This is a genomic window from Cellulomonas fengjieae (assembly GCF_018388465.1).
GTDB classification, from domain to species: domain Bacteria; phylum Actinomycetota; class Actinomycetes; order Actinomycetales; family Cellulomonadaceae; genus Cellulomonas; species Cellulomonas fengjieae.
In genome coordinates, this window is sequence record NZ_CP074404.1 from 328,378 (window position 1) to 342,245 (window position 13,868).

The 13,868-nt window shown below is 73.7% G+C and carries 12 protein-coding genes; 8 read left to right on the plus strand and 4 right to left on the minus strand.

All coding sequences use genetic code 11. The annotated features are described in order from the left end of the window. Nucleotides 1-70 precede the first annotated feature (70 nt). Nucleotides 71-658: an RNA polymerase sigma factor gene (locus tag KG102_RS01570; protein ID WP_208289597.1), complete on the plus strand. Its 588-nt coding sequence runs from the start codon at nucleotides 71-73 to the stop codon at nucleotides 656-658. A 264-nt stretch (nucleotides 659-922) separates the two neighbouring features. Then, complete coding sequence (locus tag KG102_RS01575) at nucleotides 923-2,350, plus strand: hypothetical protein (RefSeq protein WP_208289596.1); 1,428 nt, start codon at nucleotides 923-925, stop codon at nucleotides 2,348-2,350. 81 nt (nucleotides 2,351-2,431) lie between these two features. On the opposite strand, the gene KG102_RS01580 is transcribed toward KG102_RS01575, so the two are convergent. Both KG102_RS01580 and KG102_RS01585 read right to left on the minus strand, forming a co-directional pair. Next, entirely contained in the window at nucleotides 2,432-4,327 is a 1,896-nt protein-coding gene (locus KG102_RS01580) for a glycosyl hydrolase 53 family protein (RefSeq protein ID WP_208289595.1), read from the minus strand. Nucleotides 4,328-4,382: 55 nt separating this feature from the next. Continuing rightward, nucleotides 4,383-6,383 (minus strand): beta-galactosidase, encoded by a 2,001-nt coding sequence (locus tag KG102_RS01585; RefSeq protein WP_208289594.1) that lies wholly within the window; start codon nucleotides 6,381-6,383, stop codon nucleotides 4,383-4,385. A gap of 195 nt (nucleotides 6,384-6,578) precedes the next feature. Here KG102_RS01585 and KG102_RS01590 point away from each other — a divergent pair, with 195 nt between their 5' ends. The 5 genes from KG102_RS01590 to KG102_RS01610 all read left to right on the plus strand — a co-directional run bounded on the left by KG102_RS01590 (nucleotide 6,579) and on the right by KG102_RS01610 (nucleotide 11,892). Continuing rightward, the gene (locus tag KG102_RS01590) at nucleotides 6,579-7,901 is read left to right on the plus strand and encodes an ABC transporter substrate-binding protein (protein WP_208289593.1); all 1,323 of its coding nucleotides are present in this window, start codon (nucleotides 6,579-6,581) and stop codon (nucleotides 7,899-7,901) included. A gap of 140 nt (nucleotides 7,902-8,041) precedes the next feature. Continuing rightward, nucleotides 8,042-8,899 (plus strand): carbohydrate ABC transporter permease, encoded by an 858-nt coding sequence (locus KG102_RS01595; protein WP_208211086.1) that lies wholly within the window; start codon nucleotides 8,042-8,044, stop codon nucleotides 8,897-8,899. Nucleotide 8,900: 1 nt separating this feature from the next. Then, nucleotides 8,901-9,803 (plus strand): carbohydrate ABC transporter permease, encoded by a 903-nt coding sequence (locus KG102_RS01600; RefSeq protein WP_208289592.1) that lies wholly within the window; start codon nucleotides 8,901-8,903, stop codon nucleotides 9,801-9,803. 32 nt (nucleotides 9,804-9,835) lie between these two features. Further along, nucleotides 9,836-10,852, plus strand: a complete 1,017-nt coding sequence (locus KG102_RS01605; protein WP_208210193.1) for a LacI family DNA-binding transcriptional regulator — start codon at nucleotides 9,836-9,838, stop codon at nucleotides 10,850-10,852. Nucleotides 10,853-10,950: 98 nt separating this feature from the next. After that, entirely contained in the window at nucleotides 10,951-11,892 is a 942-nt protein-coding gene (locus tag KG102_RS01610; RefSeq protein WP_208289591.1) for a 5'-3' exonuclease, read from the plus strand. A 98-nt stretch (nucleotides 11,893-11,990) separates the two neighbouring features. On the opposite strand, the gene KG102_RS01615 is transcribed toward KG102_RS01610, so the two are convergent. After that, on the minus strand, nucleotides 11,991-12,506 hold the full coding sequence (locus KG102_RS01615) for a hypothetical protein (RefSeq protein WP_208289590.1): 516 nt from the start codon (nucleotides 12,504-12,506) through the stop codon (nucleotides 11,991-11,993). A gap of 114 nt (nucleotides 12,507-12,620) precedes the next feature. Here KG102_RS01615 and KG102_RS01620 point away from each other — a divergent pair, with 114 nt between their 5' ends. Then, nucleotides 12,621-13,199 carry a ribonuclease H family protein gene (locus KG102_RS01620; RefSeq protein ID WP_208289589.1) on the plus strand — a complete coding sequence of 193 codons (579 nt, stop codon included), beginning with the start codon at nucleotides 12,621-12,623 and terminating at the stop codon, nucleotides 13,197-13,199. A gap of 59 nt (nucleotides 13,200-13,258) precedes the next feature. Here KG102_RS01620 and KG102_RS01625 read toward each other — a convergent pair whose 3' ends face one another. After that, a complete protein-coding gene (locus KG102_RS01625; protein WP_208210189.1) occupies nucleotides 13,259-13,726 on the minus strand; it encodes a DUF3806 domain-containing protein in 468 nt (155 codons plus the stop codon). Nucleotides 13,727-13,868: the final 142 nt, after the last annotated feature.

Sequence of the window (13,868 nt, forward strand, 5' to 3'; positions counted from 1 at the left end):
GGTCGTGCAAGAAGCGGGACGGTCGCGACAGAGTGCAGGTGTAGGCCACCCGACCAGACCAGGGAGCACCGTGCCGTCGCGGACACCGAGCACGCCGAACGGCGAGACCACCCTCTCGCCCGACGCCCCGCCGGACGACACGGACCCGGCGGAGGCCGGCGCGTCCGGTCCCGACCCGTCGCACGACGCCGTCTGGTTCGAGGCGCTCGTCCGGCAGCACGCCACCGCGGTGCACCGGTTCGTCGTGCGGCGCGCCGGCCGTGACGAGGCGGAGGACCTGGCCGCCGACGTGCTCACGGTGGCTTGGCGGCGCCGGGCCGACGTCCCGGACGGCGCCGAGCTGCCCTGGCTGTACCGCACGGCCGGCTTCGTCGTCGCGAACCACCGTCGCAAGGGTCGCCCTGTCCCGGTCGGCGACGTGCCCGAGGAGCTCGACTCCGACGACCCCGCGGTCCGGGCGGTCCAGGAGGAGCGCGTCCGCGAGGTGCTGGGCGCCCTCAGCCCGCGGGACCGGGAGATCCTGCTGCTCAACGCGTGGGAGGGCCTGTCCGGCGAGGAGCTCGCCCACGTGCTCGGCATCGGCCGCGGCGGCGCGGACGCCGCGCTGAGCCGCGCCCGGGCCCGCCTCCGTGAGGTCTGGGCGGCCGCCGAGGCCTGAGCCGGACCGGCGGCCGGCGGCGGCGCGCGGCGGCGGCAGGCGGCTGGCGGCGGGCGGCGGGCGGCGGCCGCGAGATCGTGGGTTCGGCGCGAGATCGTGGCTGCGAACCCCCGCGCTCGTGCCGAACCCACGTTCTCGCGCCCGGAGCGGGAGCGGGGACGGCCGGGCGAGCGGTGCAACGCGGGGTGAACCCGTGCAAGCGCGGAGGCCGCCGGGACACATGAGGGGTAGAGAGCGATCCACCCAGGACCAGGAGGCAGGACCGTGGACGACCGCACCGAGAACGGGACGACCGACGGCATCCCCGACGGCACCGCCGACGACACGGCGTTCGCCCGCCTGCAGGCGGCCGACCCCGCCGCGGGTGCGACCCCGGACGTGCCCGCGCTGTACGCCGCCGTCACCCAGCGCACCGGCGTCCCCGTGGCCGCGCCTGCCGACGAGCTCGCCGCCCGCCGCTCCCGGCGCGCGCCACGCTGGCTGCAGGTCGCGGCCGCGGTCGCGGGCGTCGCGGTGATCGGCGGGGGCGGCTACGCGTACGGCGTGAACAGCGCGCCGACCCAGGCGGTGCTGCCGGCGATCACGCTGGAGAGCGCCGCCGGCGGCCGCGCGGACACGGCCCCCCAGGCGGCGTCCATGGCGGGCGGCGCGGTCGACACCAAGATGATGTACCCCTGGTGGGGCGGTCGGACGGTGTTCGCGGCCAGCGGGCTGTCCGGCGAGGGTGGCTCGGGCGGCGCGTGGGGCTTCGACGCCGCAGGCGTCTACTCCGAGGCGACCGCGGCGGCGGCAGCCGCGGCGCTCGGCGTGCCCGGGCAGCCGAGGCTCGAGTACGGCACGTGGTCGGTGGGTCCGAACGACGGCTCCGCGGCGTCCGTGTCGCTGTCGGCGGACGGCCTCGCGAGCCTGTCCTACTACGACCCCACCCGGGACCCGTGGAACTGCGTGCGCTCGGCGCCGGACAGGATCGAGGAGCCGAGCACGGGCGGGGCCGACGAGCCGAGCACGGGCACGGCCGAGGAGGGGTTCGCCGTGCCGGAGACCGGCATCGTGGGCGGTCCCGGGTGCAGCACCGCGGCGCCGGCGCCGACGGGGGACGCGGCGATCGACCGGGCGAAGGAGGCGCTGTCCGCCGTCGGCGTCGACCCCGCCGGGTACGAGCTCGCCGCGTCGACCGACCCGGGCAGCCCGCAGGTCACCAACGTGTCGGCCAGCCAGGTGCTCGACGGCCAGCTGACCGGCGTGACGGCGAGCGTGACGGTCGTGGCCGACGGCGTGCAGTCGCTGTACGTGCCGCTCGCCCCGCTGGTCGAGCTGGGCAGCTACGACGTGGTGAGCCCGACCGACGCGGTCGCCCGGCTGGACGACCCGCGGTTCGGTGCCTCGGGGGGCGGCGGGGTGATGCCGCTCGCGGCCGGGGGTATGCGCACCGCCGACGACGCGGCGTCGTCGTCGGAGCCGCAGGCCGCGGTGGAGCCGACCGTCCCGGCCACGCCCCAGGCGGGCAGCCCGCTGGCGTGGCCGGTGCAGGAGGTCACGCTCGTGTCCGCCCGGCTCGGGGTCGCCCTGACCACCCTGCCGACCGGCGCGTCCGTGCTGGTGCCGACGTATGAGCTCGCGGACGCCGACGGCGCCACGTGGAGCGTCATCGCGGTGGTCGACGACCAGCTGGACTTCTCCGCGGTGGGCTGACCGGCACGACGAAGGCCGGCCGACGTCGGAGGGGACGTCGACCGGCCTTCGTCGTGCCCGCGGGTCCGCGCGGTCCGACGGCTACCGCCGGACGGTCAGCGGTCGGGACGTCGACCCGAGGACCGACAGGTCGCCCGCGTACTGCGCCGTGAGCACGTGGGTGCCGCGAGGGAGCGGACCGAGCCGGACGTCGACGGCTCCGCGGTCCCGCGCCCGCAGCAGTGCGCGCCCGACCTCGACGCCGCCGTCCCGGACGACGACCAGCCCGGTCGGCGCCGTGCGGCCCGCCCGGACCGACACGTGTGCCACCGTCGCGGCCGCGTGCTGCCCGCGCCCGCGTGCCACACGCAGCGACGTGGTCGACGCCGCCCGCGCGGCGGGCGCCACGGGATCGGCCTGCAGCTCGGCCGCGACGGGCAGCAGCCGCCCGTCGAACCCGAACATCGCCTGGTTCTCCCAGGCGTTCCCGGACGTGGGGTCGGCCGGGTCCCAGCCGTTGCCCGCGACCGAGGTCCACGCCGGCTCCCAGTAGACGGTGCCGAGGCCGCGTCCGCCGGGCGCCGAGGCGACCACGTCCTGCACGGCCCGCAGCGCGGAGGCCTGACCGGCCGGCGTGGCCGGGTAGCCGGCGACGAGCTCGTCGGGGGTGTTGAGGATGTTCTCCCAGGCCGGGGTGTCGTCGTCCAGGGTGAACGGGTACGCGGTCTCGACGACCACCACGTCGCGGTCGTACCGGTCGGACAGCGTGGTGACCGCCTCCTGCAGGTCCGCCAGCGACCCGTGCCAGTACCCGTAGTAGGACAGCCCGATCACGTCGAACGGCACGCCGCGCGCGGTGACCTCGTCGAACCACCAGGTCAGGGAGCCGATCCCGTTGTTGATGTTGGTCAGGTGCAGGATCGTCCTGGTGGTGGGGGAGACCTCCTTGACCGCGTCGTGGCCGGCCGTCAGGAACGCCGCGAGGTTGTCCCACTGGGCGCCCGGCACGTCGTCCGACGGGTCGACGTCCCACGTCTGCCCCCACGGCCACAGCATCCCGGGATTGATCTCGTTGCCCACCTGGACGTAGTCCGCGGTGATCCCCGCCGACTTCAGGGCGGTGAGCACCTCGACGGTGTGGTCGTGCACGTCGACGGCCAGCTGGGCGGCGTCATGGGTAGCCCAGGCGGCGGGCACGCCCTGCGCGCCGGGGTCGGTCCAGCGGTCGGAGTAGTGGAAGTCGACCATCAGCGCCATGCCCGCGGCCTTGATCCGCTTCGCGGTGGCGACCACGTGCGTGACCTCGTTGTACCCGTCGGCGGGGTCGACCCAGACCTTCAGCCGGCCGAGGTTCATGCCGGCGTCGGCGAGCAGCCGCACGGGGTCCCCGGGCGCGCCCGTGGCGGAGGCGTAGGTGGCTCCGGCGTCCTCGTTCTTGGCCAGCCCGGACAGGTCGCCGCCGCGGATGGCGCGCGTCACCTGCCCGGGGGCGAGCGAGACGTCGTCGACGCTCGCCCACGCGTTCGCGGGTCCGTCGGTGTCCACGGAGATGGTGCACGCCCCGCCGACCACGTAGGCGGACACGGACAGCCGGACCCACGCGTCGTCCTGCAGGGTGCCCGGCAGCGTGGTGGCGTCGTCGACGCCGCAGCCGGTCAGCCGCAGCGACGTGGCGTCCAGCCCGCCGGACTTGACCCACGCGCTCACGGTCCACCAGCCGTCGGCCAGCCCTTCGACGCGCTGGGACGTGCTCACCCGGTACCGCGACGCCGACCAGTGCGTGAGCCGCGAACCGTCGCGCCCGCCGCTCTCCACGGCGGCGCCCGTGCCGGTGACCGTCCAGCCGGTCAGGCCCTGCTCGAACCCGGCGTTGTCGACGACCCCGGGCGTCGGGTCGGCGGCGGGGACCGGCGCGGGGGGCGGCGAGCCGGCGGTCAACGCCAGCACCGTCCCGAGCGCCGCGGCGCAGGACCACCAGAACCGTGCATGAACCCTCATCCTCGTCCTCCTTGACGTGGTGGCGGCCGACGGGCGGGAGCGCCCGCGGGGTGGTTCAGCTGGTGCGGCCCTCCTCGACGACGACGACGCCGCCCGCGGGGACCTTGACCGACCCGTGCGCGACGTCGCCGGTGAGCAGCAGGACGCCGTCGGCGGGGATCGCGACGGGCTCGTCGCCGTGGTTGATGGCGATCACGTAGTCGGCGTCGGCGCCGTGCCGGCGGACCACCTCGACCTCGTCGGGGAGCCCGCTGGGGGCCAGCCCGGCGTCGGCGTAGACGGGGGCCATGACGGTCTCGAGCGCGTCGGCGTCGAGCGCCGTCGACACGTACCACCCGACGCCGTCGCCGTGCTGGTGCCGGGTGATCGCGGGTCGGCCGGCGGCGGGGCCGTCCGCGTAGGCGGAGACCACCCGCGCACCCTCGAGGGCCAGGTCCTCGGTCCAGGTCCTGGCGACGAGACCGTTGTCGAGGTGCACCCGGCCGCCCTCGCGCAGCGGCAGGAACTCCTCGACGGTCAGGCCCAGCGCGTCGCGCAGGGGAGCGCCGTACCCGCCCACGTGCACCGCGTCGGACTCGTCGACGATCGCGGAGAAGTACGAGGTGAGCAGCGTGCCGCCGCCGGCCACGTACCGCGTCAGGTTCTCGCTGGCGGCGGTGCTGAGCAGGTAGGAGGCCGGGGCCAGGACGAGCCGGTACGGCGCCAGGTCGGCGTCCGGCAGGACGAAGTCCACGGTGAGCCCGTCGCGCCACAGCCGGTCGTAGTACGCCATGACGCGCTCGCGGTGGTCGAGGTCCACGCTCGGGCGCCACTCGAGGTCCTGCGCCCAGAACGACTCCCAGTCCCACAGGATCGCGACGTCGGCGTGCACGCGGGAGCCCAGCACCGGGGTGAGCCGCTGCAGGTCCGCGCCGAGCGTCACCACCTCGCGCCACACCCGCGACGACGTGCCCGCGTGCGGCAGCATCGCGGAGTGGAACTTCTCCGCACCCGAGCGCGAGGCGCGCCACTGGAAGAACAGGATCGCGTCGGCCCCGCGCCCGAGGTGGCTGAACGCGTTGCGGGCCATCTCCCCGGCGCGCTTGGCGACGTTGCGGGGCTGCCAGTTGACCGCCGACGTCGAGTGCTCCATGAGCATCCACGGCCGGCCCTGCGCGACGGACCGCGTGAGGTCGGCGACGAAGGCCAGCTGCACGTGGCCGCGCTCGTCGGCGGCCGTGAGGTAGTGGTCGTTGGAGACGACGTCCACCTCACGGGCCCACTTCCACAGGTCGATCGACGGGCACGACCCCGCCTGGAAGTTGGTGGTGACCGGGATGTCGGAGTGCGCACGGATGGCGTCGCGCTCGGCGACGAACGCCTGCCGCAGGGCGTGGTCGCTGAACCGGGCGAAGTCGAGGCGCTGCGCGGGGTTGACCACACTGGGGGCTACCGACGGCGGGTTCACGTGGTCCCACGACCCGTAGCGCTGACCCCAGAACGCCGTTCCCCACGCGTCGTTGAGCGCGTCGAGCGAGCCGTAGCGCTCCTGCAGCCATCCGCGGAACGCGACCGCGGCGGACGCCGAGTAGTCCTCACCCACGGGTGCGCCGTACTCGTTGTGCACGTGCCAGAGCGCGACCGCGGGGTGCCGGCCGTAGCGCTGCGCCAGCTCGGAGGCGATCCGGGTGGACGCGCGCAGGTAGGCGGGGTGGCTCGGGCCGGCCAGGCCGCGTGACCCGAAGCCCAGGACGGTGCCGTCGCGCGTGACGATCCGCGCGTCCGGGTAGGTGGCGAAGAACCAGGCGGGCGGCGACGCCGTCGGCGTTCCCAGGTCGACCCGGATGCCGTTCTCGTGCAGCAGGTCGATCAGCCCGTCCAGCCAGCCGAACTCGAAGACGCCCTCGGTCGGCTCGAGCAGGGCCCAGGAGAAGATCCCGATGCTGACCAGGTTGACGCCGGCCTCGCGCATGAGGGCCACGTCCTGCGCCCAGACCTCCTGCGGCCACTGCTCCGGGTTGTAGTCGCCGCCGTAGGCGATCCCGTCGAGGCCGAGAGGCCAGGGGTAGTCAGGCATGACGCTCCATCGGGTCGAAGTCCTTGTGCACGGTCCCGGTTCTGCGACGCCGTACAACGAGGAGATAACACCACCTTCCTCCCTGTTGACAAGGCGCGAACCGGGTTGACTACTGTGAGCGTGCACAGCCAGAGGCGACCGTCAGAGGGCGCCCGTCCGGCGCGACGACGCGGCGGACCATGACAAGGAGGTCAGATGCGCCTGCACCATGGCATGAGGCTCGCGGCCGTCGTCGCGGCGACGGCCCTGCTCGCCACCGCGTGCTCGTCGGGGGACGACGGTGGTTCGGACGACACCGAGAGCGCCGGCGGGAAGGTCGAGCTGACGTTCTGGACCTGGGCGCCCGGGATGGACGAGGTCGCTGCGGCCTGGAACGCGGCCAACCCGGACATCCAGGTGACCGTCAACAAGCAGGACGGTGGCGACCCGGCGGTCACCAAGCTGCTGACCGCCATCAAGGCCGGCTCGGGAGCCCCGGACATCTTCCAGACCGAGTACCAGAAGATCCCCACGCTGGTCTCGTCGGACGCACTCCTGGACATCGCGGACGTCCTGCCCGAGGGCACGGCCGACCACTTCGCCGACGGCACCTGGGAGTCGGTGACCCTCGGCAGCGACGCCGTGTACGGCGTGCCGCAGGACTCCGGCCCCATGGAGCTGTACTACCGGGCCGACATCTTCGAGCAGTACGGCCTGGAGGTCCCGACGACGTGGGAGCAGTACGCCCAGGTCGCCGAGCAGCTGCACACCGCCGACCCGACCAAGTACCTCGGCACCTTCTCCGCGACCGACGCCGGCTGGTTCACCGGCCTGGCGCAGCAGGCCGGCGCCTCGTGGTGGGGCATCGACGGTGATGCCTGGTCGGTCGAGATCGACGCCGAGCCGACGCAGAAGGTCGCGCAGTACTGGGGCGACCTGGTGGAGCGGGGCGTCATCGACAACAAGCCGATGTACACCCCCGAGTGGAACGCGGCCCTCAACGACGGCACGCAGGCGGCCTGGGTCTCCGCGATCTGGGCGCCCGGGGTGCTGGAGGGCAACGCCCCCGACACCGTGGGCAAGTGGGCCATGGCGCCGCTGCCGCAGTGGAACGAGGGTGACGAGGCCACCGGCAACTGGGGCGGCTCGGCGTCGTCCGTGACGTCGCAGTCGAAGCACCCCGAGGAGGCCGCGGAGTTCATCGCCTGGATGAACACCAGCCAGGAGGGCGTCAACATCCTGGCCCAGGAGGGGGGTCTGTACCCGGCCGACATCCCCGGTCAGGCCGAGGCGCTCGCGGCGCCGCCCGCGTTCTTCCCCAACCAGGCGGACTTCTACACCGTGGCGTCGCAGATCGCCGAGACGGTGCAGCCGTTCACCTACGGCCCGAACGTCAACGTCGCCTTCTCGGCGTACAACGACGAGTTCGCCAAGGCCGCGGAGTCCCGGAAGGCCTCGGCGTTCGTGGACGCGGTCGCCAAGATGCAGAGCACCACGCTCGGCGACCTCGAGAACGCCGGGTTCACCGTCACCGAGTGACCCCACCCGCGGCCGCCCGTCGATCCCCGGCGGGCGGCCGCGCGCACCCTCGATGGAGAGGAGAGGCTGTGACCACCGTCGCCGCCGTCCCGAAGAAGCGCACCGGGCGGGCCGCCCCGTACGTGTACCTCGCCCCGGCGATGGTCCTGTTCACGCTGTTCCTCGCGCTGCCCATCGGGTACGCGTTCTACCTGAGCCTGCGCACGGTCAAGGTCAGCGGCCTGGGACTGGGCAAGGGCGCGCGCACCGAGGTCTGGGCCGGCCTCGACAACTACGCGCGTGCGCTCTCGTCTCCCGACTTCGTCGCCTCGGTCGGCCGGGTCGCCGTGTACGGCCTCGTCCTCGTGCCGACGATGCTCGGCCTCGCGCTGCTGTTCGCCCTGCTGCTCGACTCGCGCCGCACCCGCGCCACGGGGTTCTCGCGGACCTCGATCTTCCTGCCGTACGCGGTGCCCGCCGTGATCGCGTCGCTGCTGTGGGGCTTCCTCTACCTGCCGCGGGTGAGCCCGTTCTACTACGTGTTCGACCGGCTCGGGTGGGAGGTCCCCGACATCCTGGCGCCGGGCCTGGTGACGTTCGGGATCGCGAACATCGGCCTGTGGGGCGGGGTCGGCTTCAACATGGTCGTCATCTACACCGCGCTCAAGGCGATCCCGACCGAGCTGTACGAGGCGGCGCGGCTGGACGGTGCCTCGGAGGTGGCGACCGCGCTGCGGATCAAGATCCCGATCGTCATGCCGTCCCTGATCCTCACGTTCCTGTTCTCGATGATCGCGACCCTGCAGGTGTTCGCCGAGCCGATGACGCTGCGGCCCCTGACCAACACGATCTCCACCACGTGGAGCCCGCTGATGCTCGTCTACCGCGACGCCTTCACGCGCGGCGACATCTACTCCGCCGCGGCGACGTCCGTGGTGATCGCCGTGGCCACGTTCGCGCTCTCGTTCGGCTTCCTGCGCCTGGTGCAGGGGCGTGCCTTCAGCCAGGAGAACAACTGACATGGCCTCGACCCTGACCTCGTCGCCCGCGTCGGTGCGCCGCCCCGCCGGCCCGCCGGCACCGCGCCCGCGACGGGTGCGTCCGTCGGTCCTGTCCACCGCGGTGCTGCTCGTCGGCGCCGCCTACTGCCTGCTGCCCGTGGTCTGGGTGCTGACCGCCTCGTCGAAGAGCGCGGCCGAGCTGTTCACCACGTTCACGTTCGCACCCTCGACCCACCTGTGGGAGAACGTCCAGGACCTGTCCGCCTACCGCGGCGGCCTCTACTGGCGCTGGATGCTCAACACGGCGCTCTACGCGGGCGTCGGCGCCCTGCTGTCGACGGTGGTGTCCGCGATGGCGGGCTACGGCCTGGCCAAGTTCTCGTTCACCGGCAAGGAGCTCATCTTCAACATCATCCTGGCCGGGGTGCTGGTGCCGGGCGTCATCCTGGCGATCCCGCAGTACCTGCTGCTGGCCGAGGTGGGGCTGACCAACACCTACTGGTCGGTGCTGCTGCCCAGCATCATCAGCCCGTACGGCATCTACCTCGCGCGCATCTACGCCGCGTCGTCGGTGCCGGACGACATCGTCGAGGCGGCCCGCACCGACGGCGCCCGGGAGTGGCGGATCTTCACCGGGATCTCGGTGCCGATGATGGTGCCCGGCCTGGTCACCGTGTTCCTGTTCCAGTTCGTCGGCATCTGGAACAACTACATGCTGCCGTTCATCATGCTCGGCGACGACAAGCTGTTCCCGATCACCGTCGGCCTGTCGGGCCTGCTCAACCAGGGGGCGTCGCAGCCCGCGATGTACACCTCGGTGATCACCGGGGCCCTGCTGTCGATCATCCCGCTGGCCGCGCTGTTCCTGACGCTGCAGCGCTACTGGCAGGTCGACCTGGCCGCCGGTGCGGTCAAGGCCTGAGCGTGCCGCCGGGCGCCCTAGAGTTCCGTTCGATGGACCCCACCCCTCAGCCGCGCAGGCGCCCGACGATCCGTGACGTCGCCGCCGCCGCCGGCGTGTCCCGCGGCACGGTCTCGCGCGTGATCAACGGCGGGCACTGGGTGTCGCCGGAGGCGCTCGCCGCGGTCGAGGAGGCCATCCGCACCACGGGCTACTCGGCGAACCAGCACGCCCGCTCCCTGGTGACGGGTCGCTCCAACTCGGTCGCGTTCCTGCTCACCGAGCCGCAGCACCTGCTGTTCGAGGACCCCAACTTCTCGATCCTGCTGCGGGGCGCCGCGCAGGCGCTGGCCCTGCGCGGGATGCCGTTGCTGCTCATGGTCGCCGGCACCCCGGAGGAGCAGCGGCAGGTCTCGACGTACGTCGGCGCCGGGCACGTCGACGGGGTGCTGGCCATCTCCTCGCACGCCGGCAACAAGCTGCTGGACGAGCTGGTCCGCCAGGGCATCCCGATGATCGCGTGCGGGATCCCCCTGGGCTACGAGGGCAGCGTCGGCTACGTCGCCGCCGACGACCTGGCGGGGGGCCGCCGGATGACGCGCCACCTGCTCGAGCGCGGGCGCACCCGCGTCGCGACGATCACCGGTCCGCTGGACACGCCGGGCGGCCGGCTGCGGCTCGAGGGGTACCGCCAGGAGCTCGGGGCCGCGTACGACGAGTCGCTCGTGGCGCACGGCGACTACTCGCGCGACGGGGGAGCGGCCGCGATGCGCGTGCTCCTCGACCGGCGCCCCGACCTCGACGCGGTGTTCGTCGGCTCCGACCTCATGGCCGCCGGCGCCCTCCAGGTGCTGCGCGAGGCCGGCCGGTCGGTCCCCGGTGACGTGGCCGTCGGCGGGTTCGACGACTCCGGCCTGGCCGCGACCCTCGACCCACCGCTGAGCACCATGCGTCAGCCGCTGGAGCGGATCAGCGCGGAGATGGTCCGCCTGCTGATCGAGGTCATCGAGGGCGGCGAACCCGCCGCGATCACCCTCCCCACGTCCCTGGTGGTCCGCGCCAGCACCTGACGGCACGCGCTCGCGGTCGAGAACACCGTGGGTCGCGTTCTGGCCCGCCGGAGCGCGGCCCAGGTTGTTCTCGCGCGGTTGCTGACAGACTCCCACCCATGGCCGAGAAGCTGCTGCTGCTGGACACCGCCTCGCTGTACTTCCGGGCGTACTTCGGGGTCCCCGACTCCGTGAAGGCACCGGACGGGACACCGGTCAACGCCGTCCGCGGGCTGCTGGACATGATCGCCCGCCTGGTCACCGACCACCGCCCGACGCGGCTGGTCATGTGCTGGGACGACGACTGGCGCCCGCAGTTCCGCGTGGACGCGATCCCGTCGTACAAGGCGCACCGCGTCGCGGCCGAGGTGCCCGGTACGACGGGGGCCGAGGAGGTCCCGGACACCCTGGCCCCGCAGGTCCCGATCATCGTGGAGGTGCTCGCCGCCCTGGGGATCGCGCGGGTCGGCGTCCCGGGCTACGAGGCCGACGACGTCATCGGCACCCTGGTCGCCCGCGAGGTCGCCAAGGCGCACCCGGCCCCGGTCGACGTCATCACGGGGGACCGGGACCTGTTCCAGCTGGTCGACGACGCCGTCCCGGTGCGGGTGCTCTACACGATCCGCGGCATCAAGGACCTGCTGGCCGTCGACCAGTCGGTGCTGAAGGAGAAGTACGCCGTCGCGACGGGTGCCGGGTACGCCGACATGGCCGTGCTGCGCGGGGACCCGAGCGACGGGCTGCCCGGCGTCGCCGGGATCGGGGAGAAGACCGCGGCGCAGCTGGTGCACCGGTACGGCTCCCTCGACGGCATCCTCGCCGCGCGCGACGCCGGCGACCCGGGGCTGACGGCGACGCAGCGCAGGCGGCTGGTCGAGGCGGCGGACTACCTGGCGGTCGCGCCAGCCGTCGTCCGCGTGGCACCCGACGCGCCCGTCGGCGACGTCGACGACCGGCTGCCCGGCGTCGTCGCCGACGCCGACGCGCTGGTCTCACTGGCCCAGCGCTGGGGACTGACGTCCAGCGTGAAGCGCGTGGTGGACGCCCTCGCGCTCGGCTGAGCCCGCGGCGCGGCGGGCCAGGGCGCGGCCGCGCGGGTGCCGTCATCGGCGCCGCGGCGCTCGGTGCGCGCCTGCGCCTGCCGCGCGCGTGACCCGCGTCAGTCCTTCAGGAACACGTTGGGGCCAGCCTCGTGCCAGCCGGCCGGGGCGGGCTCTCCCGCGCTCAGCAGCATGAGCTCGTCGTCGACGGTCAGGTTCACCACGCCGTCGTCGGTGGGCGCGCACCCCGTCGAGGGCAGGTCGCCGGCGGGCACGGTCAGCACGCACAGCAGGTGGGTGCGGGAGACGCCGGCGTAGTAGCGCGCGTCGGCGGTCTGCGCGACGAGCCGCGTGCTGGCCGGATCGATCAACGTCCCCGCCACGTCGTCGGCGGCGACCACGTCCGCCGGACCCTGCGGGCGGCCGAACACGGCGAGGGTCGTCGCCGGATCGACCGCGACGACGTCGGCCGGCACCTGGGCGAGCCGCACCCAGACGACGCCGCCCGCGACGAGGGTCGCGGCGGCGACGAGTGCCAACCCCGTGAGCAGGCTCGAGCGACGGCGCGCGCCGCTCTCGTACCCGAACTCGGTGAAGGTCTCGGCGAAGAAGTCCGCGTCCTCGAACGTCGTCATGTCGACACATCGGCGCGCGTCGCCGACGACGTGAGCGGGTGCACACCGGATGACTCCGTTCGGGCCAGCGCGACTGGTCGGGCAGGCACCCCCGGCGAGGCAGAATCAGGCCCCGTGATCACGGTCAGCACGGACGGCTCCTGCCTGCGCAACCCGGGAGGGGCGATCGGGTGGGCGTGGGCCAACCACGACGGGACCAGCGCCAGCGGCGGCCACGCGTCCGGGACCAACCAGATCGCCGAGCTCATGGCCGTCCTGGAGGCGATCCGCTCGCACCCGGGCGACGAGCCGCTGGTCATCCAGGCCGACTCGCAGTACGCGATCAAGTGCGCGTCGGTGTGGGTGCACAGCTGGAAGCGCAAGGGCTGGCGCACGGCGAGCGGCGGGCCGGTGCAGAACCTGGCCCTGATCCAGTCCATCGACGCCGCGATCGCGCAGCGGTCCGGCGCGGTCACGTTCGTCTGGGTGCGCGGGCACCGCGGTGACCAGTTCAACGAGCGTGCGGACGAGCTCGCGGGCATCGCCGCGCGCGGCGTGCGCGACGGCGACCCGGCGCCCGCGAACGCCGCCCCCCTCGTCACCGCCCAGCCGACGCCGGCCGCGGAGCTGACCACGGCCGCCCAGCCGACGCCCGCCGCCCAGCCGACGCCCGCCCAGCCGACGCCGGCCGCGGAGCCCGACGTCCTGTTCTGAGTCGGGCCGCGGCTACCGTCGACGGTCGTCGTCGGCCGCCTCGGAGTGCGGGCCGACCGTCAGTGGTCGGTGGGCTGCGCCGCCGCCGCGAGGATCGCCGCGGCGCCGGAGGAGGCCTCGCGGACGTACTGGCCGATCCAGCCGACCGGCGCGCTTCCCCAGACCTGCGCGACCGCGGCCAGGGGGAACACCACCAGGTCGTGGGTCGGGTGCGTGAGGACCAGCTCCGGGGAGGAGTCGTCGCGCGCGGAGCCCCACACGAGGCCCGGAACCTGCCGCGCGACGAGGTCGCCGACCGACACGCCGAACGCGTGCACCAGCGACTCAGGGTCGGTGCGGTCGGTCGACTGCAGCCAGATGCCCTGGACGCGGTCGAACAGCTCCCCGAGGGTCGTGGTGTCGACCGTGCCGGCGCACAGGCCGGAGATGATCTCGCGGTGCTGCGCGGCCCACACCAGCTCGGCACTGTTCAGCGGCTCGACCTCGACGGAGCGGCCCTCGTCCGCCGGCGTGTGCGGCTGCGGCACCACCGACCCGTCGGTCGGTCTGGAGGCGCGAGAGAAAGGTCCCATGCCGTTACGTCGGCGCCGACGACCCCGCACTTGAACTCCCTTCCCACACCCGTGCGAGGGCCGCGCCGACCCGGAGGTCGACGCGGCCCTCACCGCC

What these genes read in the sequence shown, in the direction of transcription:
- KG102_RS01580 (WP_208289595.1), bottom strand. Translation starts at nt 4,327, where the DNA reads ATGAGGGTTCATGCACGGTTCTGGTGGTCCTGCGCCGCGGCGCTCGGG.
- KG102_RS01585 (WP_208289594.1), bottom strand. Translation starts at nt 6,383, where the DNA reads ATGCCTGACTACCCCTGGCCTCTCGGCCTCGACGGGATCGCCTACGGC.
- KG102_RS01590 (WP_208289593.1), top strand. Translation starts at nt 6,579, where the DNA reads ATGCGCCTGCACCATGGCATGAGGCTCGCGGCCGTCGTCGCGGCGACG.
- KG102_RS01595 (WP_208211086.1), top strand. Translation starts at nt 8,042, where the DNA reads ATGGTCCTGTTCACGCTGTTCCTCGCGCTGCCCATCGGGTACGCGTTC.
- KG102_RS01600 (WP_208289592.1), top strand. Translation starts at nt 8,901, where the DNA reads ATGGCCTCGACCCTGACCTCGTCGCCCGCGTCGGTGCGCCGCCCCGCC.
- KG102_RS01605 (WP_208210193.1), top strand. Translation starts at nt 9,836, where the DNA reads ATGGACCCCACCCCTCAGCCGCGCAGGCGCCCGACGATCCGTGACGTC.
- KG102_RS01610 (WP_208289591.1), top strand. Translation starts at nt 10,951, where the DNA reads ATGGCCGAGAAGCTGCTGCTGCTGGACACCGCCTCGCTGTACTTCCGG.
- KG102_RS01615 (WP_208289590.1), bottom strand. Translation starts at nt 12,506, where the DNA reads ATGACGACGTTCGAGGACGCGGACTTCTTCGCCGAGACCTTCACCGAG.